This window comes from Amycolatopsis sp. NPDC059027, assembly GCF_042739735.1.
In the GTDB taxonomy this organism is placed as follows: Bacteria; Actinomycetota; Actinomycetes; order Mycobacteriales; family Pseudonocardiaceae; genus Amycolatopsis.
In genome coordinates this window covers 47,992-68,396 of sequence record NZ_JBHYIK010000004.1, presented here as the reverse complement: position 1 = coordinate 68,396, position 20,405 = coordinate 47,992, and the positions used below count along the sequence as shown (strand labels likewise).

19 protein-coding genes are annotated in these 20,405 nt (G+C 69.0%); 6 read left to right on the top strand and 13 right to left on the bottom strand.

From position 1 onward, the window contains the following. Positions 1–141: 141 nt before the first annotated feature. The 3 genes from ACFWY9_RS04005 to fabG are packed head-to-tail and all read right to left on the bottom strand — an operon-like array spanning position 142 to position 2,213. Positions 142–450 carry a muconolactone Delta-isomerase family protein gene (locus ACFWY9_RS04005; protein ID WP_378324651.1) on the bottom strand — a complete coding sequence of 103 codons (309 nt, stop codon included), beginning with the start codon at positions 448–450 and terminating at the stop codon, positions 142–144. Between the two features lie 13 nt (positions 451–463). Beyond that, positions 464–1,411: an aromatase/cyclase gene (locus ACFWY9_RS04000; protein WP_378338098.1), complete on the bottom strand. Its 948-nt coding sequence runs from the start codon at positions 1,409–1,411 to the stop codon at positions 464–466. Positions 1,412–1,436: 25 nt separating this feature from the next. Then, positions 1,437–2,213, bottom strand: a complete 777-nt coding sequence (fabG, locus tag ACFWY9_RS03995; protein WP_378324653.1) for a 3-oxoacyl-ACP reductase FabG — start codon at positions 2,211–2,213, stop codon at positions 1,437–1,439. Between the two features lie 229 nt (positions 2,214–2,442). Between fabG and ACFWY9_RS03990 the strand changes: the two genes are divergently transcribed. The 4 genes from ACFWY9_RS03990 to ACFWY9_RS03975 are packed head-to-tail and all read left to right on the top strand — an operon-like array spanning position 2,443 to position 6,763. Beyond that, positions 2,443–3,519: a P450-derived glycosyltransferase activator gene (locus tag ACFWY9_RS03990; protein WP_378338097.1), complete on the top strand. Its 1,077-nt coding sequence runs from the start codon at positions 2,443–2,445 to the stop codon at positions 3,517–3,519. Between the two features lie 12 nt (positions 3,520–3,531). Continuing rightward, complete coding sequence (locus tag ACFWY9_RS03985) at positions 3,532–4,824, top strand: activator-dependent family glycosyltransferase (protein ID WP_378338096.1); 1,293 nt, start codon at positions 3,532–3,534, stop codon at positions 4,822–4,824. Between the two features lie 14 nt (positions 4,825–4,838). After that, the gene (locus tag ACFWY9_RS03980) at positions 4,839–5,585 is read left to right on the top strand and encodes a class I SAM-dependent DNA methyltransferase (RefSeq protein WP_378338095.1); all 747 of its coding nucleotides are present in this window, start codon (positions 4,839–4,841) and stop codon (positions 5,583–5,585) included. Beyond that, the gene (locus tag ACFWY9_RS03975) at positions 5,582–6,763 is read left to right on the top strand and encodes a cytochrome P450 (RefSeq protein WP_378338094.1); all 1,182 of its coding nucleotides are present in this window, start codon (positions 5,582–5,584) and stop codon (positions 6,761–6,763) included. The genes ACFWY9_RS03980 and ACFWY9_RS03975 overlap by 4 nt, the downstream gene beginning before the upstream one ends. 62 nt (positions 6,764–6,825) lie before the next feature. On the opposite strand, the gene ACFWY9_RS03970 is transcribed toward ACFWY9_RS03975, so the two are convergent. From ACFWY9_RS03970 to ACFWY9_RS03960, 3 genes are all read right to left on the bottom strand, one after another. Then, positions 6,826–7,677 carry an ABC transporter permease gene (locus ACFWY9_RS03970; protein WP_378324659.1) on the bottom strand — a complete coding sequence of 284 codons (852 nt, stop codon included), beginning with the start codon at positions 7,675–7,677 and terminating at the stop codon, positions 6,826–6,828. Further along, a complete protein-coding gene (locus ACFWY9_RS03965) occupies positions 7,674–8,645 on the bottom strand; it encodes an ATP-binding cassette domain-containing protein (RefSeq protein ID WP_378338093.1) in 972 nt (323 codons plus the stop codon). Before ACFWY9_RS03965 ends, ACFWY9_RS03970 begins: the two co-directional genes overlap by 4 nt. Before the next feature lie 448 nt (positions 8,646–9,093). Continuing rightward, positions 9,094–10,371 (bottom strand): activator-dependent family glycosyltransferase, encoded by a 1,278-nt coding sequence (locus ACFWY9_RS03960; RefSeq protein ID WP_378324661.1) that lies wholly within the window; start codon positions 10,369–10,371, stop codon positions 9,094–9,096. Between the two features lie 203 nt (positions 10,372–10,574). Here ACFWY9_RS03960 and ACFWY9_RS03955 point away from each other — a divergent pair, with 203 nt between their 5' ends. Next, positions 10,575–11,720 (top strand): acyltransferase family protein, encoded by a 1,146-nt coding sequence (locus ACFWY9_RS03955; RefSeq protein WP_378338092.1) that lies wholly within the window; start codon positions 10,575–10,577, stop codon positions 11,718–11,720. 21 nt (positions 11,721–11,741) lie between these two features. On the opposite strand, the gene ACFWY9_RS03950 is transcribed toward ACFWY9_RS03955, so the two are convergent. From ACFWY9_RS03950 to ACFWY9_RS03925, 6 genes are read right to left on the bottom strand one after another with little or no spacing between them, the layout of a single operon-like run. Continuing rightward, on the bottom strand, positions 11,742–12,680 hold the full coding sequence (locus ACFWY9_RS03950) for an NAD-dependent epimerase/dehydratase family protein (RefSeq protein WP_378338091.1): 939 nt from the start codon (positions 12,678–12,680) through the stop codon (positions 11,742–11,744). Next, positions 12,677–13,288 (bottom strand): dTDP-4-dehydrorhamnose 3,5-epimerase family protein, encoded by a 612-nt coding sequence (locus tag ACFWY9_RS03945; RefSeq protein WP_378324665.1) that lies wholly within the window; start codon positions 13,286–13,288, stop codon positions 12,677–12,679. Before ACFWY9_RS03945 ends, ACFWY9_RS03950 begins: the two co-directional genes overlap by 4 nt. 5 nt (positions 13,289–13,293) lie before the next feature. Further along, positions 13,294–14,511 (bottom strand): methyltransferase domain-containing protein, encoded by a 1,218-nt coding sequence (locus tag ACFWY9_RS03940; protein ID WP_378324666.1) that lies wholly within the window; start codon positions 14,509–14,511, stop codon positions 13,294–13,296. Positions 14,512–14,540: 29 nt separating this feature from the next. After that, positions 14,541–15,842, bottom strand: coding sequence for an activator-dependent family glycosyltransferase (locus tag ACFWY9_RS03935; protein WP_378338090.1), 1,302 nt, complete (start codon positions 15,840–15,842; stop codon positions 14,541–14,543). Beyond that, positions 15,839–16,570, bottom strand: a complete 732-nt coding sequence (locus tag ACFWY9_RS03930; RefSeq protein ID WP_378338089.1) for a class I SAM-dependent methyltransferase — start codon at positions 16,568–16,570, stop codon at positions 15,839–15,841. Before ACFWY9_RS03930 ends, ACFWY9_RS03935 begins: the two co-directional genes overlap by 4 nt. A 21-nt stretch (positions 16,571–16,591) precedes the next feature. Beyond that, positions 16,592–17,752 carry a DegT/DnrJ/EryC1/StrS family aminotransferase gene (locus ACFWY9_RS03925; RefSeq protein ID WP_378338088.1) on the bottom strand — a complete coding sequence of 387 codons (1,161 nt, stop codon included), beginning with the start codon at positions 17,750–17,752 and terminating at the stop codon, positions 16,592–16,594. Positions 17,753–17,986: 234 nt separating this feature from the next. Here ACFWY9_RS03925 and ACFWY9_RS03920 point away from each other — a divergent pair, with 234 nt between their 5' ends. Continuing rightward, on the top strand, positions 17,987–18,982 hold the full coding sequence (locus ACFWY9_RS03920; RefSeq protein WP_378338087.1) for a Gfo/Idh/MocA family protein: 996 nt from the start codon (positions 17,987–17,989) through the stop codon (positions 18,980–18,982). Between the two features lie 51 nt (positions 18,983–19,033). Here the strand turns inward: ACFWY9_RS03920 and ACFWY9_RS03915 are convergent, their stop codons facing one another. Further along, complete coding sequence (locus ACFWY9_RS03915; RefSeq protein WP_378338164.1) at positions 19,034–20,032, bottom strand: BTAD domain-containing putative transcriptional regulator; 999 nt, start codon at positions 20,030–20,032, stop codon at positions 19,034–19,036. Between the last annotated feature and the right edge of the window lie 373 nt (positions 20,033–20,405).

Sequence of the window (20,405 nt, the reverse complement as noted above, 5' to 3'; positions counted from 1 at the left end):
ATGACCGCCGCCCGCTGCCCCCTGCGCGTCCGGCGCACGACCCGCCCAGGGGTCGCGCCGCCCGGCGCGGGGTCCGCGCCCGGTCTGGCCCCCCACCCCCCCGCCACGGGTGGCCGGCCCAGTGGCGGAACGTCCTGCCGGTCAGCCGGCGGACGTTCCGCCTTCGAACGCCACGGGGTCGAACGCGCCGGGTTCGGCCAGCGGGATCACCTCGAAGCTCAGATGCGGGCTGAGCGGGTTGTCGTACAGCGCCGACAGCAGCTGTTCGTGCGAATCGACCCGGTAGATGTTGAGGCCGCCTGCCGCGCCGACCCGGATCCAGCTGTGCACGATGACGCCCTTGTCCACCAGGTTCCTGGTGTACCGGAAGCCTTCCGGCAGGCGGCGGCGGAAGGTGTCGGCGTCGAGCCCGGTCGGGGCCTGCGTCGCGAGGACGGCGAACAATGCCATGTGGTCGTCTCCTTCAGCCGCGCCGTGCTTCGGCGTAGTCCTTGGCGAATCCGATGGTGGTCAGGCTGTTGGTGCTCAACGCCTTCCGGACGAACACCCTGGCGTCCTCGACACCGGCGCCGTCGCCGAGGATCTTCGTGATATTGGCCGGATCGAGCACCACGGTGTGCTGGGAGGTCACGAGGACGCCGCCGGCGGTCCCGGTCAGCAGCCACTGCCCGGTGTGCAGCGTCATCAGCGCGGGCACGACGATCTGCTTGTAGACGATCCTGCTGTGCGGGAAGCACACCCGGACCGACTTCGTCGTGTGCACCGAGCCGTCGCTCGTCCGGGTGTCCATCTCCAGCAGTTGCAGGCCGGGAGTGTCCTCCCGCAGGGAAACCTTCGCGACGTGGGGCAGCCGCTCCGCCCAGCGGCCGGCCTCGTTGATGAAGTCGTAGACGTCCTTCGCGGCCCCTTCGACCTCGACAGCGTCCTCAAAGGACAGAAGCAGCCGGTCACCGCCCGCCGCGAGCTCGGCGTTCTTCTTGAGCGCGGCGAGCTCCGACACGCTGTTGCGGTCGACAGCACGGTCGATCCACGCCAGGCTTTCCGGATCGTCGCCGACCGCGCGGTAGTCGTGGGTCAGCCGGACGCGGGATTCGGTGGCGGAGCGGGGTTCGACGTGCCAGGCGCCGCCCATGGTGGCGACCGGCGGCTGGGACACCTCCTGGCGGAACCCGATCCGCAATGCCGCCGCGTCCAGCGTGCGAAGCGAGGTCCACGTCTTCGCCTCGCCGTTGGCGGTCGCCCAGATCCTGATCCGCTCGCTGGTTCCGTCCAGCGCGGTACGGTCGACGTACACCGTCGGCGGGAAGAGCTGGGGCCATTTCCGCACGTCCGCGATGAGATCGTAGACGACCTTCGCCGGTGCGGACACGACGATCTCGTGTTCCACTTCGCGAACTGTGGGCTGCGACATAACCTCTCCTTCTCGTTCGAATCCGTCAGAAAGTGCCGAGCCCGCCACAGACATTGATCGCCTGCGCCGTGATGGAGGCGGCCGTGTCCGAAACCAGGTAGCCCACGAGCCCCGCGACCTCCTCCGGGGTGCTGTAGCGTCCGAGCGGGATTTTCGCCTGGAACCGTTCGAGGATCTCCTCCTCGGAACTGTTCCACGCGGCGGCGTAGCCCTGCCGCACCCGCTGGGCCATCGGCGTCTCGACGTAGCCGGGGCACACCGCGTTCACCGTGATCCCGGTCTTCGCGAGCTCGTTGCCCAGTGCCTTGGTGAACCCGACCACGCCGTGCTTGGACGCCGAATACGGCGCGCCGAGGACCACACCCTGTTTTCCCGCCGTCGAAGCGATGTTGACGACCCGCCCGCGCGACTTCTCCCGCATGCCGCCGGTGGTCAGCACCTCGCGCGTCATCCTGAACACGCTGTGGAGGTTCGTTTCCATGACATCGAGCCAGAGTTCGTCGGCGATCTCCGCGGTGACCCCTCCCCCGCTCCGTCCGGCGTTGTTCACCAGCACGTCGACGCCGCCCCACCGCTCCACCGCCGCGGTGACGAACGCCCGGATGTCCGCCGGCGAGCGGACGTCACAGGGGACACCGGCGGCCTGACATCCCGATTCTCGCAGTTCTTTCACCGTGTATTCCACTTTCGCCGCGTCACGCGCGCACAGAAACACCTTCGTCCCATCGGCGGCGAGTGTCCGCGCCACCGCGAGTCCTATTCCGCTGGTCGCGCCGGTGACGAGTGCGACTCGGTCCGTCATGCTTCCTCCCCGGAAGAAATGATGTGATGTCAGGCGAAAAAAGCGGCCGACGGCCTCCAGGAGGCTACCCGGGAATTCCCCAGCGTTCCTTGAGACCCACTATGATCGCGGTAGAACCGCGTACCGACCGGAATCCCGTACGGACTTCAAGTGAACTTCTAAGTCGCGTCACTAGCGTCGTTCCGGCAACGCCGGGCACGTCGTCCGGTAATCGGGAAAGGACTTCGGCATGCCGGTGGACAGTGGGCTCGGGCGCCGTCTGCAGCTCATCCAGGGACTGCACTGGCTGTACGGCGCGAACGGCGATCCGTACGCCACTTTGCTCCGCGGCTTCGACGACGATCTCCGACCGGTGCACGAAGAACTGCGTCGGCGCGGCGTGCTCTGGCCCGCCAAGACCGGGACGTGGGTAACCGCGAGCCACGCCGTCGGCGGCGAACTGCTCGGGCATCCCGGCCTCGGCACCCGGGCCGCCCGGAACGGCCCGGCCGTCCAGCGGATCATGACCTGGGACCAGGATCTCACCACCGGCGACGCGGGCCCGCTGCCCGGCGCGGACCTGGTGCGCCAGGCCTGCGCCGAGGCGTTCGGCAGGCTCGGCGGAGCGTTCGACCTGGCCGAAGTGGCGCACCGGGTCCCCGTCGAAGTCCTCGCACGGGTCCACGGGCTCACCGCTGCGCAGCGGGAAAAGCTGGTGCCGCTGTGCGCCGACGTCACGATCGCGCTGGACAGCCTGTTGTGCCCGCAGCGCCTCGAACCGGTCGGCCGGCTTCTCGACGCACTCGACGGCCTCCGCGCCTTGCTCGGCGAGGACTCCCCCGCGTTGCCGCACGCCGTGCTGGGCGTGCGGCTGTCCGCGGATCTGTTCACCGGCGCCGTGTCCGCGCTGCTGGAAACACCCGGTGAATGGGCGAAACTCCAAGCCACGCCGCGGCGGGCGGAGGCGATCGTCCGGGAAACACTGCGGTACCGGCCGCCCGTGCACATCCACACGGCTTTCGCGCTGGCCGACCTCGACGTCGCGGGGCAGGCGATCCCGGCGGGCGGCCAGGTCGCCGTTGTGCTCAGCGCGGCGAACCGCGACCCGGCGGTCTTCCCCGAGCCGGACCGCTTCGACCCGGACCGGGCGGGAACACCCGCGCTCACCACGGGTTCGTGGCTGCCGCTGGCCCGCCTCCACGCCGAAACCGCGCTGATCGCGCTGGCGGCCCGGTTCCCCCGCATGCGCGCCGACGGCAGCCCGTCGCGGCGGGGCCGCGCGCCGGTGACCAGAGGCCTGCTCCGCCTGCCGGTGCGCGCCGACTGAAACGGAACCGCGATGAAAGTGATGTTCACCTGCTTCGCACACAACACCCACTACTACGCCGTGGTACCGATGGCCTGGGCACTGCGCGCCGCCGGGCACGAGGTCCGGATCGTCAGCCAGGCCGACCTGACCGACACCATCGCCCGCTCGGGGCTGACGGCGGTGCCGGTCAGCCCGCCCGGCTGGGCCGCGACCGACCCCGCCTCGCCCGAGCTGTTCGAGCAGATCTACCGGGCGGGCACGAGTCACGTCCAGCACTTCGACTTCACCGGCCGCGACAGTCTACAGTGGACCTGGGAGCACTTGCTCGGCGTGGAGCACGTCATGGTCGCCGCGCTGTACGCCTCGATGAACAACGATCGGATGATCGAGGGATCCGTGGCGTTCGCCAGGAGCTGGCAACCCGACCTGGTCATCGCCGAGACGTACACCTTCGCCGGCGCGGTCGCCGCGCGGTCCGTCGGCGCGGCACACGCCCGTCTGGTGTGGGGACCGGACAACGCCGTACGGGCCCGCCAAGCGTTCCTGGCCGCGGCGGCCCGGCAACCGGACGCACACCGCGAGGACCCGACCGCCGACTGGCTGGCCGGCGTGCTCGCCAGGTATGGCCGCGAGTTCGACGAAACAGTCCTCACCGGACAGTGGACCATCGACACGACACCGCCGAGCGGGCGCCTCGACACCGGCCTGCGCACCGTCGGTGTCCGCTACGTTCCGTACAACGGGCCCTCGGCCGTGCCGGGCTTCCTGCGCGAGCCCTCGTCACGCCGCCGTGTCTGCCTCACTTTCGGCCTCACCGAACGGGAAGCGGGCCGGGGCGTCACCTCGATGGCCGACATCCTGGAGGCGGTCGCCGACCTGGACGCCGAGTTCGTCGCGACCCTCGACGCCACCCAGCTGGCCGACGTGACCCGCGTACCGGACAACGTCCGCGTGGCGGAGTTCGTGCCGCTCAACGATCTGCTGCCGACCTGCTCGGCGATCGTGCACCAGGGCGGCTGCGGAACCCGGTCCACCGCCGAGTTGCACGGCGTCCCGCAGCTCATCCTGACCGACGGCTGGGACACCGAGCTCAAGGGGGAACACCTGGAGCGCGTCGGCGCCGGACTGGCTCTGCCGATGGCCGCGCTGACCGCGGACGGGCTGCGCAGCCGGGTGGCCAGGCTGCTGGACGAGCCGTCGTTCGCGGCCGGCGCCGAGGCGCTGCGCCAGGAAGTGCTGGCCGAACCGGCACCCAACGAGGTCGTGCCGCTCATCGAGAAGCTGACCGCGGCACACCGCGACCGCGCCGCCGTCCACGCCTGATCCGGGGAAAAGCCATGTACCAGAACGATTTCGCCGAGATCTACGATCACATCCATGCCCACCGCGGCAAGGACTACGCCGCCGAGGCCGCCGAACTGGCCGCGCTGGTCAGGGCCCGCATGCCGCAGGCGGCCTCCGTCCTGGACGTCGCCTGCGGCACCGGTGGGCACCTGAAGCCGCTCGCGGAACTGTTCGGTTCCACCGCCGGCCTCGAACTGTCCGAGGATATGATCGCCATCGCCCGACGCAGGGTGCCGGAAATCCCGCTGTCCCAAGGAGACATGCGCGACTTCCGGCTTGAGGGCTCGTTCGACGCGGTCACCTGCATGTTCAGCTCCATCGGCTACCTGCGTACGCCTGCCGAACTCGACCGCACGCTCCGCTGTTTCGCCCGCCACCTCACCGCCGGTGGCGTCGTGGTGATCGAACCGTGGGTCTTCCCGGAAACCTTCGTCCCCGGCTACGTGGCCTCGGACCTCGTCCGCCTCGACGGCCGCGCCATCACCCGGATCTCCCACTCCGTCCGCGAGGGTGACGTGACCAGGATGGACGTTCACTACCTCGACGCGGGCCCGGCCGGGATCCGGCACCTGACCGACACCCATCGGCTCAGCCTGTTCAGCCGCGCCGACTACGAGACGGCCTTCGCCCGCGCGGGCTGTTCCGCCGAGTACGTCGTCACCGAACGGTTCCCTCGCGGCCTGTTCGTCGGCGTATGCACCGCCGCCCCTGCCACCGACGACCGAGGAGCCCAGCGATGACCGTGCCCGCCACCGGCGACGACCAGCTCACCTGGTTCGAAACCATGCGCCGGACGGAGCCGGTGAGCCATGACGAGGCCGAGGACGTGTGGCACGTCTTCGGGCACGCCGACGTAGCCCGCGTCCTCACCGACCCCGCCACGTTCTCCAGCGACATCAGGGAGCTCCTGCCGCCGCCGGAGTACGCGACCTCGTTCAACAACAAGGGAAACTTCCTGCTGATGGATCCGCCCGAGCACCGGCAGCTGCGCGGCCTGGTCAACCAGGCCTTCACCCCGCGGCTGGTCGCGAGCCTCGCACCGCGGATCACCAAAGTCACCGGCGACCTGCTCGACCAGGTCGCGGGGCGGGACACCTTCGACATCGTCGAGGCCGTGGCGATCCCGATGCCGGTGATCGTCATCGCCGAACTGCTCGGCCTGCCCAGCGCGGACCACCGGCTGTTCCGGAGCTGGGGCGAGATCATCGTCGAGTACGGCTTCGAATCGCTGCCGTCGGAGGAGAACATCGCCAAGATGAACCCGACGCTGCGTGACATGGAGACCTATCTGCTGGAGCGCGTCCGCCGAAGCCGGGCCCACCCGGCGGACGACATCATCAGCGGGCTGATCGCGGCGGAGACGGAAGGCCGCAGGCTGGACGACGAAGACATCGTGGGCTTCGCGACGCTGCTGCTGCTCGGCGGGCACGTCACCACGACATCGTTGCTGGGCAACGCTATCCAGTGCTTCGACGAGTTCCGCGAAGCCACCGGCGAACTGCGCGCGGAACCAGGCCTGATGCCGATCGCCGTCGAAGAGGTGCTGCGGTACCGGCCGCCGTTCACGCTGTCCGAACGCATCAGCACGCGGGTCTCCGAGGTCGGTGGCAGGGAGATTCCCGCGGGCGCGCGGGTGACCACCTGGATCCGGTCCGCGAACCGGGACGAAGGCGTTTTCGAAGCTCCGTCCGGATTCGACATCCGGCGGCATCCGAATCCGCACCTCGGCTTCGGCCGCGGCATCCACTTCTGCGTCGGCGCCCCGCTCGCGCGGCTCGAAGCCGACATCGCGTTGCGGGAGATCCTCCGCCGCTACCGCGAGATCGCGGTGAACCGCGACAAGCCCCTCGAGTACTTCTCGGCGGCGAGCAGCATCAGCGCCGCGAAACGGCTGGACGTCGACGTCGTCGCGAGCTGAGCGACAGCACGCGACAACGGCCCGGCGACACCGGTATCGCCGGGCCGTTCTTCGCGCGATGCCTAGACGTTCTTCTTCTTGTGGTAGAGGAACATCGTGAGCGGCGCGAAGATCCCGACGAGGATCGCGGTCGAGAGCGCGACGAGGCCGATCTGCCCCGCCGTCACCGTGCCGTGCAGCAACCCGCGCGCCGCGGTCGAGACGTGACTGATCGGGTTGACGTCGACGACGGCCCCGATCCAGCCGGGCATGGTCGCGGAACTGACGAAGATGTTGCTGCAGAAGACCAGCGCCATCAGCAGCATGCTGGCGGACTGGACGGACTCCGGGCTGCGTACCGTGAGCCCGAGCGCGGTGAACACCCAGGCGAACGCGAAGGCGAACACCAGGATGAGCGCGAACGCCAGCAGCACCCCGCCGATCCCGGCGTCCGGGCGGAAGCCGAGGAGCAGGCCGAGGCCGGTCGTGAGGACCAGCGCGAGCAGGTACCGCCCCAGGTCGGTGATCATCGTGCCGATCAGGCTCGCCGGCTGCCAGAACGGCATGGTGCGGAACCGTTCGAAGATGCCCTTGGAGATGTCGCGGGCGATGGCGGTGCCGGTGTGCGTCGTGAGCATGACCGCGGTCATGACCAGGACACCGGGGACGAAGTACTGCAGGTAGTTGTCGACCGATCCGGCGAACGCGCCGCCGAAGAGGTAGTTGAAGATCAGCAGGAAGATCACCGGCATCATCAGCAGGTCGATCAGCTGCTCCACCGCGGTGTGCTTCAGCTTCACCGCGGCCCGCCACGCGAGGGTGAACGAGGCGGACAGGCCGTTGGGGCGGGTGGGCCGTTCGTCGGCGGCGAGCACGGATGCGAGCTGGCGCTCGAGCGGCACCGCGGGGCTGACTCCGGCGTTGGTCGTGGTCACGCTGCGTCCTCCGTTGCGGCTGGTTCGGTGGGGTGCCCGGTCAGTGCGAGGAAGACCTCGTCGAGACTGGGCTGGCCGAGGGCGAAGTTGGCGACTCCGATGCCGGCGGTGGCCAGCGCGCTCAGCGCCTTGCCGACCAGTTCGGGGTCGGACGCGGCGACGGTGAGCCCCACCGGGTCGCCGTCCAGGTGCACCGAAGCGCCGAGAAGCCGGCCGAGCAGCTCCTCGGCGGCACCGCGCTGCGCCGGATCGTGGAGCCGGACGTGGACCGCGCCCGAGCCGACGGACGCCTTGAGGTCGCCGGGAGTTCCCTCGGCGATGACACGGCCCTGGTCGATCACCGCGATCCGGTCGGCGAGCTGGTCGGCCTCGTCGAGGTACTGCGTCGTCAGCAGAACCGTGGTCCCGCGTGCCACGACCGTGCGAACGATGTCCCACACCTGGCTGCGGCTGCGCGGGTCGAGCCCGGTGGTCGGCTCGTCGAGGAAGATCAGCTCCGGGGTACTGATGATGCTCGCCGCGATGTCGAGACGGCGGCGCATCCCGCCGGAGTAGGTGGTGGCCCGGCGGCCACCGGCGTCGGCCAGACCGAACGCCGTCAGCAGATCGGCCGCCCGCTTCCTGGCCGCCGGCCGCGAGTAGCCGAGCAGCCGTGCCAGCAGGAGAAGGTTCTCCTCCCCGGTCAGGTCGTCGTCGATCGAGGCGAACTGGCCGGTGAGGCTCACCAGGCCGCGCACCGTCTCCGCCTCCCGCGTCACGTCGTGCCCGAACACCCGCGCGGTGCCGCCGTCCGGGCGCAGCTGCGTCGCCAGCATCCGGATGGTCGTCGTCTTCCCCGCGCCGTTCGGCCCGAGCACGCCGTAGACCGAACCCGCGGGCACCGACAGGTCCAGTTTGTCCACGGCCCGCGCGCTGCCATATTCCTTGACGAGACCCTCGGCCTCGATCGCGAGACTGGAATTCACCATCGTTCCCCTCCCATACCGGCAGAACCGGCTACTCGTCCCGTTTTTTCGCGCACGACTGCCAACACCATCACCATTCTTGAAGTCCATCACTCGTCAGGGAGGAAATTCGGGCGGATCTCGAGTTCCGGAAGGAAGGCTACCGAACTTCGCCGGACGCCGCCTATGAAAATCACGAAACGGTAACGGCGCTGCTGTTGACAGGGTTCCGCCCTGCTCCGACGCTATCCTGCCCACGTTCGCGCCGCCACAGTCAATAGCGCTATAGCCCTATTCCGGTGTCGTGAACGCTCCGCCGAGGACGACGAGTGCCGCTCCAGACGGCGAACAGCCGTCACAATCCCGCGAACACGACACCGAAATCGCGGACCGGCGGAAAGCCGCATCGGAGAAGATCACCGATCCGCGACGCGGTGTCCGAGAAACCCGGCCCATTCCCGCGCGAGTCCTTTCAGGACACGGAACGGTGCTCTTCGGTGAGTTTTTCGAGCACGGGAACGATGTCACGTGGGCTCGCCTCGGCCAGCATTTCCGCGCGGACGCGTCGCGCGTTCTCCAGGAACGAAGGGTCCGTCACCACCCGGGTGATCGCGTCGCGCAGGACTTCGGCGCCCGGCTCCGCGACGCTGAGCCCCGCGCCCGTCTTCTCGACGAGTTCCGCGCTCACCTCGGTGATGGACGTCTGGCCGAAGACGACCTGCGGCACCGCGTGCAGCTGGGCCGAGGTCAGCGTGCCGGGGCCACCGTGGTGCACGATCGCCGCGCAGGTCGGCAGCAGGTCGTTGAGCGGCACGAAGCCGGCCAGCCGGAACTTCCCCGGCAGTTCGGGCAGCACGTCGAGCAGCGCCGGGTCTTCGGTCAGGACGACCTCCACATCGAGGTCCGCGGTGGCCGTCACGAGCGCGGAGATCAGCTCCGCGGGTTCCTCGACCGCGCCGCTCAGCCCCAGTGAAACGCACACCCTGCGCTTCGACGGCGGGACGCGGAGCCAGTCCGGGACGGCGCCAGGCCCGTTGTACGGCACGTACCGCATCCCGACCGTGCGCACGCCGACCGCCAGCCTGCTGCCCGGCGGCGTCGGGTCGATGGTCCACTGCCCGGTCAGGATCTCCTCGTCGAAGTGCTGCCCGAACCGCGCCAGTGTCCGCTCCAGCCATTCGGCGGTCGGGTCCTCCCGCAGCTCCGCCTGCCGGAACGCCTGTGCGCGCAGGAACTCCTGGCGTACCCGCACGGTCGCGTCCGGCGCGTACACCAGCCGGGCGTGTGCCGCGCCGGTCACCCGCGCGGCGATCGCGCCGGCGAAGGTGAACGGCTCCCAGACCACCAGATCCGGCCGCCAGCCCCGTGCGAAGTCCACCAGATCGTCGACGACCGGGTCGCTGTTGATCACCGACAGCAGCGCGGGTGTCTGGATGTGCTCCAGGCTCAGCAGTCTCTCGTCCGACCACTGTGTCCGGTCGTTCCCGGTCAGGTCGAACAGGTACACGTACATCGACCCGTCCTCGTGGAGCGCTTCGAGCAGCTCCGCCGAATCGAGATCGTCCACAGGGGACTCGGCCTCCGGACGGCCGACGGGCACCGCGGTGAGACCGCTGCCGGTGATGACGTCGGTCAGGTCCGGCTGGCTGGCGACCCGTACCTCGTGCCCCGCGGTGCGCAGCGCCCACGCCAGCGGCACCATCGGGTAGAAGTGAGTGGGATAGGGCAACGTGGCGAACAGCACCTTCATGCGCGCTCTCTTCTCTCACCGGTCGACGGCGCTCGCACACCCGAAACTAGGGCCGTCGCCATGCAGGTTCACTCGAACCGCGCTCAAGGTCACCTACCGAGTCACTACCGATCCAGCTTCGAGTACGGCTTTACCCGGCTGCTGCACCGTCCGAGTGAAAGCGTTTTCCTCTTCGCCTCACACAGAGCAACCGGAAGGCAGCCATGGCCATCACGAACCAGTTCGAACTGGATGAACCCGCCGCCGTGGCTGGCGGGCGCCTGCCCTCCCTCACCGGGATGCGCTGGCTGGCGGCGGCCATGGTGTTCGCCGTCCACGCCGCGGCACAGCCCGGGATCCTGCCCGAGGGAAGGGTTTCCGAGACGCTCACCTTCGTTGTCGGCATGGGCGGCTACGTCGGTGTTTCGTTCTTCTTCGTACTGAGCGGGTTCGTGCTGACCTGGTCGATGCGGGCAGGCGACACCGCCCGGCGCTTCTGGCGCCGCCGGTTCTTCAAGATCTACCCGAACCATCTGGTGACGTTCCTGGTCGCGATCGCGATGGTGCTGGCGGGCACGCAGATCAACTGGACGGGCGCCGGGCTCACCGGGGTCGTGCCGAACCTCCTGCTGGTGCACGCGTGGTCGCCCGATCCCGCGGTTTCCTTCGGTGTCAACGACGTCAGCTGGTCGCTCTCGGTCGAAGCGTTGTTCTACCTGAGCTTCCCGCTGCTGATCGCCGGGATCGGGCGCATCGGCACGCACCGGCTGTGGTACTGGACGGGCGGGGTGATCGTCGCCGTCTTCTGCGTGCCGCTGCTCGCCCGGCTGCTGCCCGCGGAGCCGCAGTTGCCGTGGGAGCCGATGCCGGCGTGGCAGTACTGGTTCGTCTACGTCTTCCCGGTGACGCGCATGCTGGAGTTCGCGCTCGGTATCCTGCTCGCCAGGATCGTGCGCGCCGGCATCTGGCCGTCCGTTCCCCGCTGGGCCGCCGCGTCCGCCTTCGCCGCCGGCTATACGGCCGCGTTGTTCGCGCCGGGCAACTTCGGGATCGTCGCCGCGACCGTGATCCCGCTCGCGCTGCTCATCCCCGCCGCCGCGGTCGCCGACGTCGCGGGCAGGCGCTCGTTCCTGGCCCGGCCGGTGATGGTGTGGCTCGGCAACATCTCGTTCGCCTTCTATCTCCTGCACGAACTCGTCCTCAAGGGCATGTACCGCCTCGCCGGGACGGAGCACCGGCCGACGGCGTTGTCCGCGGTGTCGATGGTCGCGCTCGCTCTCGCGGTGACCGTCCTGCTTTCCTGGCTGCTGTTCGCCTTCGTCGAGACACCGGTGCTGCGCAGGTTCGGCCGTGCACGGCGGCTCCGCTGACGGCGGGACGGGGAAGCCGCCTCACCCGGAGGCCGCTTCCCACGTGTCCCGTACGGACTCCGGCAGGCCGACCGTGGGCCGCCACGACAGCAGCTCGGCCGCGAGCCGGATGTCGGCCCGCGACCAGCCGGTACCCAGGCTCGGCACCGGCCCGGTCCGTCCTTTGAGGACATCCGGTGGAAGACCGGCCGTAGTGACGAACAGCTCGACGAACTCCCGCAGTTCCACCGCGACACCGCTGCCGATGTTCACCACGCGCCCGGTCACCGCCGACTCCGCGGCGAGAAGGCAGGCCATGGCGACGTCACGCACGTCGACGAAGTCGCGTCGCGAATCCGCGATGGCCAGCTCGACGTCGCCGCCGGTCGCCGCGGCCGCGCGCACGAGCGCCAGCAGCTTCCCGGGGAACGCGGCCGGGGACGGGTGCGGTCCGCAGACGTTCACGATCCGCAGCACGACGCCGTCGATGACGTCTTCGCGCGTGGCGTCGAGCACCGCGGCCGAGCCGGCCAGCTTCGTGCGAGCGTAGGCACCGACCGGCGCTGGTTCCAGCGCCTCGTGCATGAGCGCGCCGTCGGGGACGGGGCCGTATTCGAAGATGGTGCCCAGATGCACCAGCCGCGGCCGCCACGGCAGGCGCGCCATCGCGGTGACGAGCCGGTCCACCACCCCGACGTTGAACCGGCGCAACGCCTCTTCCGGGTGTGCCCAGCCATCGGTCGCGTTGGCCGCGTCGGTCGCGTTGATGACGACGTCGGCCCGCGCCCGCCGGAGCAGCTCGGTGAGCACCCCGGCGGGCGCGGCGGCGACGTCGAGCCGGTGGAACCGGTGGGCGGCCACGTGCGACGCGGGATTCCTGGCGACCGTCAGTACCTCGTAGCCGCGTCGGGCGAACACGTCGCACACGTGCCTGCCGATCCAGCCGGTGCCCCCGAGCACCACGGCCCGGCCCGCGGTCACCGGCTCCCCGGCCACAGCTCTCGTTCCACCCGCCGACAATCGTCGTAGCGGGGCAACGCCCCCGCCGCCATGGCGCCGGCCAGCGACGGTGCCGCACTGTCCCTTGTGGACATAACAGGTTCCAGCCCTGTGGGGAGCGGCAGCGCCAGGTCCGGGTCGAACGGCGACAGCGCGAGCTCGTCCTCGGCGACGTATCCTCCGGAGAGGAGGTAGCACATGGTCGTGTCGTCCTCCAGCGCGACGAACGCGTGCCCGACCCCGACCGGGAAGTACACCGCGCGCGGCCGGTCCCCGGACAGGACCACCACCTCGTGCCTGCCGAACGTCGGCGAGCCGACCCGGAGGTCCACGATGATGTCGTAGGCCCGGCCGCTGGAGCAGAACGCGTACTTCGGCCTGCCCGGCGGCGTAGCGGAGTAGTGCACACCGCGAAGCACGTTCTGCCGCGACCGGCTGAGACACACCTGCGAGAGCGAGAACAACGGGTGTCCGGCGGCTTCCGCGAAAGCGGTCCCGTCGAACATCGTCGCGAAGAACCCCCGGTCGTCCGGATAGCTCTCGGCGCCGAACTCGAACGCGCCCGCGACGGCGAGCTCACGTGACTTCACGGTGCTCACACGACGTGGACGTCGGGGATGTACAGGATCCACTTGCCGCCGGACTCGCGGAACGCCCGCTCCTTGGCCATGATCTCCTCGGCGTGGTTCCACGCGAACAACAGGGCGTAGTCCGGATACGGGTTCGAGAAGTCCGAGGGCGGGCGCACCGGGATGCGCGAACCGGGCATGAGCTTGCCCTGTTTGGACGCCGTCGAATCACAGACGAACGGCACGGTTTCGGTCGTGATGCCGCAGTAGTTCGTCACCGTGGCGCTCTTCGCGGTGGCCCCGTAGCCGATGACGCGCTTGCCCTCCGCGCGCAGCTGCCACAGCAGTGTCATCAGGACGTCGCGCACGCCTTCGACCCGCTGCCCGAACCGCCGGAACGTCTCCAGGTCGGTGAGCCCGGCCGCTTCCTCAGCGTCGAGGAACTCCGCGACCGCCGCGGTGGGGGTGCGCGTATGGGGCCGGGCGACGGTGTACCGGATCGCGCCGCCGTGCACGGCGAGGTGCTCCACGTCGACGAGCTGGAAACCGAAGCGCGCTGCCATGTTCGACACCGACCGGACGGAAAGCAGGTAGAAGTGCTCGTCGTAGATCTGGTCGAACTTGGTGTGGCCGATGATGTCGGCGAGGTACCGCTCCTCGAACACGAACACGCCGTGGTCGGCGAGCAGCACGTCGACCCCGCGGAACACCGAGTCGATGTAGGCGATGTGGCTCGTGGTGTTGGCGGAGAAGATGACGTCCGCGGGCCCGTCCGCCGCCCGGATCTCGACGGCGGAGGACTCCTCGAAGAAATCGGTGCGCACGCGCACGCCCGCCGTGGCCGCCACCTCCGCCGCGCCGCCGGAGGGATCGACGCCCAGATGCCGGACGCCTGCCTCGCTGACGGTCCGGAGCATCACGCCGTCGTTGCTCCCGATCTCGACGACGAACGGGTCCGGCCCGGAAAGCTCGGTCTCCAGCAGGCGCCGGGCGATCTTCTCGAAGTGCTTGGCCATCAACGTCGACTCGGACGTCCGGTACGGGTAGTCCTGGTGAAACATCCGGGCACGCGGAACCTCTTCGAGGAGCTGGACCATGGTGCACGAGCGGCAGACCCCGGCCGCGAGCCGGAAGAAGAACTCGTCCCCGGTGTCGGCGGGCCGCCGGAAGGCGTCGGATATGGGCTGCCGCCCGAAATCGAAGAACTCCGTGACGTCCCCGTCGCAGATTCGGCACTGGTGCATGGCACTTTCCCTTCGTCGCCGCGGGTGGGTCACGCGGGCCGGGTCCGGTATTCGGCGGTCAGTTCTTCCAGCAGCGGGACGATGTCGTTGGGCGCGGGTTCCGCGAGCAGTTCGTCACGCAGGCGCCGCGCCCCCTCGACGAACGACGGCTCACCGAGCACCCGGACGACGCACTCCCGCAGTACTTCCGGCGTCGCCGCCGCGATCGGCACGTACAGACCCGCCCGGAGTTCCTGCATCCGCTGCGCCTTGACGACGGTGTCCCAGCCGTAGGCCGCGATCACCTGCGGGACGCCGTGGAACTCCGCGGTCGCCCGCGTCCCGCCGCCGCCGTGGTGCACGACCGCGGCACAGGTCGGCAGGAGTTCGTGGAAGGGTACGAACTCCACCACGCGCGCGTTGTCCGGCACCGCCGTCAGCCGCTCGCGCTCCCCCGCTCCCAGCGTCGCGACGACCTCGACGTCGAGATCCGCCAGCGCGTCGAGCACGTCGCCCATCGAGAAGATGGCTTCGCCCTGCTCCTGGGCCGCGAGACCGCCGGTAACGCAGATCCGGCGCCGTTCGGCGGGTTCCCGCAGCCAGCCGGGCATCGTCGAGGGGCCGTTGAACGGGATGTAGCGGGTGCCGACGACGCGCGTCCCGACGTCGAGCCGGGTGCTGGGCGGAATCGGCGAGATCGTCCAATGACCGGTGAGAACCTCCTCGTCGAACCGGCAGCCGTACCGTCGCAACGTCCGGTCCAGCCATTCCGCGGTCGGGTCGTCACGCCGTTCCGGCCGCTGTTCCGCCGTGCGCCGCAGGAACTCCCGGCGCGCACGGGTCAGGTGGTCCGGCCCGGAGACCAGCCGGGCGTCGGCCGCGCCGGCGACCCTGGCGACGATCCCGCCCGCCCAGGTGAAGGTCTCGCGGATCACCAGATCGGGCCGCCAGTGGCGGGCGTACTCGACCAGCCCGTCGAGCATCGCCGGGTTGTTCATCGAGTCGTAGAACGTCGGGATCATGATGCTTTCCAGCGCCAGCAGGCTTTCCCGCGTCCACGCGGCGGGATCCTGCCAGGCGAAGTTCTGCACGTGGTCCGAGCCGCCGTTCACGACGAGCTCCCAGGACATCTCGGCTGCCGCCGGGTCACCGGGATCGTCCCAGTCTGCGACGCCGACCGGCACCGCGGTGAGACCGGTCCCGGTGACGGTTCCGGTCAGTTCCGGCGGGGTGGCCACCCGCACCTCGTGCCCGGCGGTGCGCAGCGCCCACGCCATCGGCACCAACGGGTAGAAGTGGGTCTTGTGCGCCGTGCAGACGAACAGGACCCGCAGGGGCGTTTCGGTGCTCATTTGCGGACTCCGGCGAAGAGACCCGGGCCGTTGGGCCTGCCGCCGTCGAGGCTCAGCGCGGGCAGCAGTTCCACGGCGCACCCGGCGCGTTCGAACGCGGCGACGTACTGCTCGCGGGTGAAGAGGCTGACCATGAGCACGTCGGTGAACTCCTTGAAGCCGGTGGAATCCGCGACGACGAACCGGACCTCCATCCTGGTCCGGTCGCCCTGCCGGCTCGAATGCGTGAGACGCGAGATGACCCGCCCCCGCTCCGTGACGAGGTGCCCGCCGACGTGCCCGTCGAGGAAGTTGTCCGGGAACCACCACGGCTCGACAAGCAGCACCCCGCCGGTGTCCAGGTGCGCGGCCATCCGCCCGATCGCCGCGTCCAGCTCGGCGGTCGTGGACATGCAGGCCACCGAGTTGCCCATGCAGGTGACAGCGTCGAACGTCCGTCCGATGGCGAAGTCGCGCATGTCGCCCGCGTGCACGGTCAGTCCCGGCAGCCGTCCCCGCGCGACCTCCCGCATGGCCGGCGCGTACTCCAGCCCTTCGGCATGCGTGAACAGCTCGGCGAAACCGGCCAGATGGGCACCGGTTCCACATGCGACGTCCAAAATAGACGTGGCGCCGGGCGAGCGTTCCTTGACCAGTTCGGTGATGGCCGCCGCTTCGCGCTCGAAGTTCTTGCCACGGCTGCGAAAGACGACGTCGTAGATCGCCGCGTGATCCGGTCCGTACTGCATGGTCCCTCCTTGCTCGGGGATTCAGGCGATGGCCGCGGTACGGCTGGTGACCGCCTCGGCGAGCGCGGCGCTGACGAAGTCGACCTCGTCAGGACCGAGCGCCTGGTGTAGCGGAAGACAGAGCGTCGCCGCCGCCGCGCGCTCGGCGCTCGGCAGGTGGGCGTCGCCACCGTACGCCTTCACCTTGTGCAGCAACGGATAGCGAAACGTCGTGTAGATGCCGCGGTCGTAGAGGTCCCTGGCGACGACATCGCGAATCCCGGCGTCCATCTGCACCCAGTACAGGTAGTACGACGACTCGTGCCCGGCGGGAAGCACCGGCCGCGGCACCAGGCCGGCGACGCCCCGCAGGTTTTCGTCGTACCGGGCGGTGATCTCCCGCCTGCGGGCCACGAAACCCTTCAACTTGCCCAGCTGCACGACACCGATCGCGGCCAGCACGTCGTTCATGATGGAACGGCGCGAGAACGAGGAGACCTCGAAATCCCACCACCGGGTATGGGTCCGCATGGCCTCGCCGTACCCGGTGGCCTGTTCCATTCCCAGGTAGGCGAGTTTCGCCGCGCGTGCGGCGAGTTCCGGGTCCTTTGTGTACATGATGGCACCGTCGACGGCGACCGCGATCTTGCCGTGGTCGAAGCTCCACACCCCGATGTCGCCGAAAGTGCCGCAGGCACGGCCCTCGACCGACGAGGCCTGCGCGTTGGCGGCGTCCTCGATGAGACCGATACCCCGTTCCCGGCACAGGTCGGCGATCCGCGCGATTTCGCCGGGATGCCCGCCGTAATGCAGCAGCAGCACGGCCTTGGTCCTCGCCGTGAGCCGGGAGCGCACGTCCGCGACGCCCGCGTTGAGGGTGCGGGGATCGACGTCGCAGAAGACCGGCCGGGCGCCCCGCGAGGCGACCGCGTTCGCAGTTCCCACGAACGTGACGGTGGGCAGCACCACCTCGTCGCCCGGCCCCACGCCGAGCAGCTCCATGGCCAGGAAAGTGGCTTCGGTACACGAATTCATGGACGTGACCTGGTTTCGCGGCACGCCGATGTGTTCGGCGAAGCCGCTCTCGAACGCGTCGACCCGGGGGCCGCGGCCGATCCAGCAGCTCGCGAAAACCTCCCCGACTGCCGCCAGTTCCTCTTCGCCAAGTGATGGTTGGAACACGTTGATCATCGGCGACGGCACCCGTGCACTCCTCACTGCTCGTGGCTACATGCGGTCGAAACTGCCAGGAAAATCTCGGAGAGGACTTGAAATGCGGTAGGAACCGCGCGCCGCGGACCTCCGCTGTTCTTCAAGCAATGTTCTGCCGCGGGCGGCGAGCATCGCAGATGCGTCTCCCACCGCACCCGAAGACGCGGGCAAGGCGGACCCGACCCGGTCCCCGGCCCTCACCCCGCGGACACTATGAGGTGACTGATGCCGGAACGGAACTCCGGGCGAGTGCTCAGGATCGGGGTCGTCGGCTGCGCGGACATCGCGATCCGGCGCGTCCTCCCCGCACTCGCCGAGTTGGAACCGGCCGAGCTGGTGGCGGTGGCCAGCCGGCACGCGGGCAAGGCCGCCGCCGTCGCGGCGAGGTTCGGCTGCGAAGCGATCACGGGATACCAGAACCTGCTCGCACGGGACGACATCGACGCCGTCTACGTGCCGCTGCCGCCCAGCATGCACCACGAATGGGCGACCAGGGCACTGCGTACGGGCAAGCACGTGCTCTGCGAGAAGCCGCTGACCACCAGCCACGCCCAGACCACCGAACTCGTCGCTCTCGCCAGGGACCTCGGCCTCGTGCTCGCGGAAAACTTCATGTTCCTCCACCATTCCCAGCACGACGCCGTCCGGAAACTGGTGGACGAGGACGCGATCGGCGCACCGCAGGTCTTCTCCAGTTCGTTCGGCATCCCACCGCTGCACCCGGCGTCGTTCCGGTACACACCCGGCCTCGGGAGCGGCGCCCTGCTGGACGTGGGGGTCTACCCGCTGCGCGTGGCGCAGCTGTTCCTGTCGGCCGACCTCGAAGTCCGGGGTGCCACACTCCGGATCGGCGAAACCGGCGTCGATGTCGCGGGCACCGCGCTGCTGCGCGCGCCCGGTGGCGTCACCGCGCAGCTGGCCTGGGGCTTCGAACACTCCTATCGGTCGACGTACTCCCTGTGGGGAACGCGCGGCAGGCTCAGCGTCCTGCGGGCGTTCACCCCGCCGGAACACCACAAACCCCTGGTGCGGCTCGAACAGCAGGACCTGGTCACCGAATACGCGCTGCCCGCCGACCACCAGGTCCGCAACACGCTCGCCGCCTTCGTCAACGCCGCGCTGACCGACGGCGAACCACCGTCGTTCGGACGGGCCCTGCTCGAACAGTCGGCACTCGTCGAGCAGGTCCGCCAGGCCGCCGCCGAGTCCTCAAAGGACTGAACGGATACCGGCCACCGCGGATCTCGCGCCGCGTGGTCCGGAGCGGACAGCTCAGTAGGGCCGGACACTGCCCCAAGCGGAGGTGCGCACGATCTCCCCCAGCGGGCGGGACAGGCGCAGATCCTCGAAGTCCGTCTGTGAGTTGAGAATCGCCTGGTGCACCCGCTGCGTCGGAAGTTCCGGCTCCAGTCCGAGCTCGCCGACAAGGTTCCCGCGAAGCCGGTGGAACACTTCGAGCGCCTGCGCACGCCGTCCGCTGAGGTGGAGCGCACGCATGTACTGCGTGTGCAGGCCTTCGTGGAGCGGGTTCTCCGCGGTGAGCGCCGCCAGTTCGGTCAGTACCTCGCGGTGCATGCCCAGCCGCAGCTCGGCGTCGACCAGGTACTCCAGCACCACCAGGCGCGATTCCTCGAACTGCCGCCGCTTGGACTCGAGAATGCGTCCCATCGGCACGTCCACCAGCGCGGGCCCGCGCCAGAGCCGCAGCGCTTCGTTCAGGAGCCGCACCGCTGTTCGGTCGTCACCCGTGGAGAGCGCTTCCCTGCCGTCGGCGACCAGCCGGTGGTACTCGTGGATGTCCAGCGTGCCACCGCCGGTACTGAACATGTACCCGCCGACCTGGGTCACCAGAATGCTCTTGGCCACTTCGGTGGCGGGCATGCAGGTCGCCGCGACAAACGTTTTACGAAGATTCAGGATATATGTCTGCAGTGTCGTCAGCCCGCTGAGCGGCGGTTCGTCGTCCCACAATTCTTTTATCAGGGCGGAAACAGGGACGACCTGGTCGGCGTGCACCAGCAGAGTGGCCAGGACGTTGCGCAACTTCGGCGCACTCGGCACCGTAAAATTCGATCCGACACGAACAGAAAGCGGCCCAAGCACACCAAGCTCCATGCCAAGTTCCCCCCAGACAGGCAAACATAGTATTGGGTGATTTCCCCGGTTTCGGATCACCGCCAACAGTACTACCGACTTGAAGTCGGCAGCAACAAGTTTCCCCTTGCACGGAATTGCCGAAATGCGCGCAGCCGGGTCGACGGCATCGGGCATCACCCAAACGAGTGAACATCGATTCCGGTTGCTCGCGCGAGATCCGAACGCAGACCGGCAAGCATCCCGGCCGTACCTCCCAATAACGCAGCCGATGGTCGGCATTAGGCGCAATGCACTAGTCCTATTGGCCGACAAAAGCGAGCAGAAGGCAAACCCGAAATAGACATAACCGCCATACAGGTGTAAAAGGCATACCTATAGGAATGTGTCGCAGATCACAACCATATAGCGGTCGAAACACCCCTCACGACATGAAGGGGGGGGGGGGGCGCCGCGGGGGCGCAACGGCCGCGCCCCCCCGTGGGGTGGTGTGAAAAAAAAGCGCGAGACAAAAGCACCACAGCCACCCGGGGGGTGCGCCCCGACCCGC

What these genes read in the sequence shown, in the direction of transcription:
- ACFWY9_RS03985 (WP_378338096.1), top strand. Translation starts at nt 3,532, where the DNA reads ATGAAAGTGATGTTCACCTGCTTCGCACACAACACCCACTACTACGCC.
- ACFWY9_RS03940 (WP_378324666.1), bottom strand. Translation starts at nt 14,511, where the DNA reads ATGCACCAGTGCCGAATCTGCGACGGGGACGTCACGGAGTTCTTCGAT.
- ACFWY9_RS03915 (WP_378338164.1), bottom strand. Translation starts at nt 20,032, where the DNA reads ATGCCCGATGCCGTCGACCCGGCTGCGCGCATTTCGGCAATTCCGTGC.
- ACFWY9_RS03990 (WP_378338097.1), top strand. Translation starts at nt 2,443, where the DNA reads ATGCCGGTGGACAGTGGGCTCGGGCGCCGTCTGCAGCTCATCCAGGGA.
- ACFWY9_RS03960 (WP_378324661.1), bottom strand. Translation starts at nt 10,371, where the DNA reads ATGAAGGTGCTGTTCGCCACGTTGCCCTATCCCACTCACTTCTACCCG.
- ACFWY9_RS03920 (WP_378338087.1), top strand. Translation starts at nt 17,987, where the DNA reads ATGCCGGAACGGAACTCCGGGCGAGTGCTCAGGATCGGGGTCGTCGGC.
- ACFWY9_RS03930 (WP_378338089.1), bottom strand. Translation starts at nt 16,570, where the DNA reads ATGCAGTACGGACCGGATCACGCGGCGATCTACGACGTCGTCTTTCGC.
- ACFWY9_RS03955 (WP_378338092.1), top strand. Translation starts at nt 10,575, where the DNA reads ATGGCCATCACGAACCAGTTCGAACTGGATGAACCCGCCGCCGTGGCT.
- ACFWY9_RS03935 (WP_378338090.1), bottom strand. Translation starts at nt 15,842, where the DNA reads ATGAGCACCGAAACGCCCCTGCGGGTCCTGTTCGTCTGCACGGCGCAC.
- ACFWY9_RS04000 (WP_378338098.1), bottom strand. Translation starts at nt 1,411, where the DNA reads ATGTCGCAGCCCACAGTTCGCGAAGTGGAACACGAGATCGTCGTGTCC.
- ACFWY9_RS04005 (WP_378324651.1), bottom strand. Translation starts at nt 450, where the DNA reads ATGGCATTGTTCGCCGTCCTCGCGACGCAGGCCCCGACCGGGCTCGAC.
- ACFWY9_RS03975 (WP_378338094.1), top strand. Translation starts at nt 5,582, where the DNA reads ATGACCGTGCCCGCCACCGGCGACGACCAGCTCACCTGGTTCGAAACC.
- ACFWY9_RS03965 (WP_378338093.1), bottom strand. Translation starts at nt 8,645, where the DNA reads ATGGTGAATTCCAGTCTCGCGATCGAGGCCGAGGGTCTCGTCAAGGAA.
- fabG (WP_378324653.1), bottom strand. Translation starts at nt 2,213, where the DNA reads ATGACGGACCGAGTCGCACTCGTCACCGGCGCGACCAGCGGAATAGGA.
- ACFWY9_RS03980 (WP_378338095.1), top strand. Translation starts at nt 4,839, where the DNA reads ATGTACCAGAACGATTTCGCCGAGATCTACGATCACATCCATGCCCAC.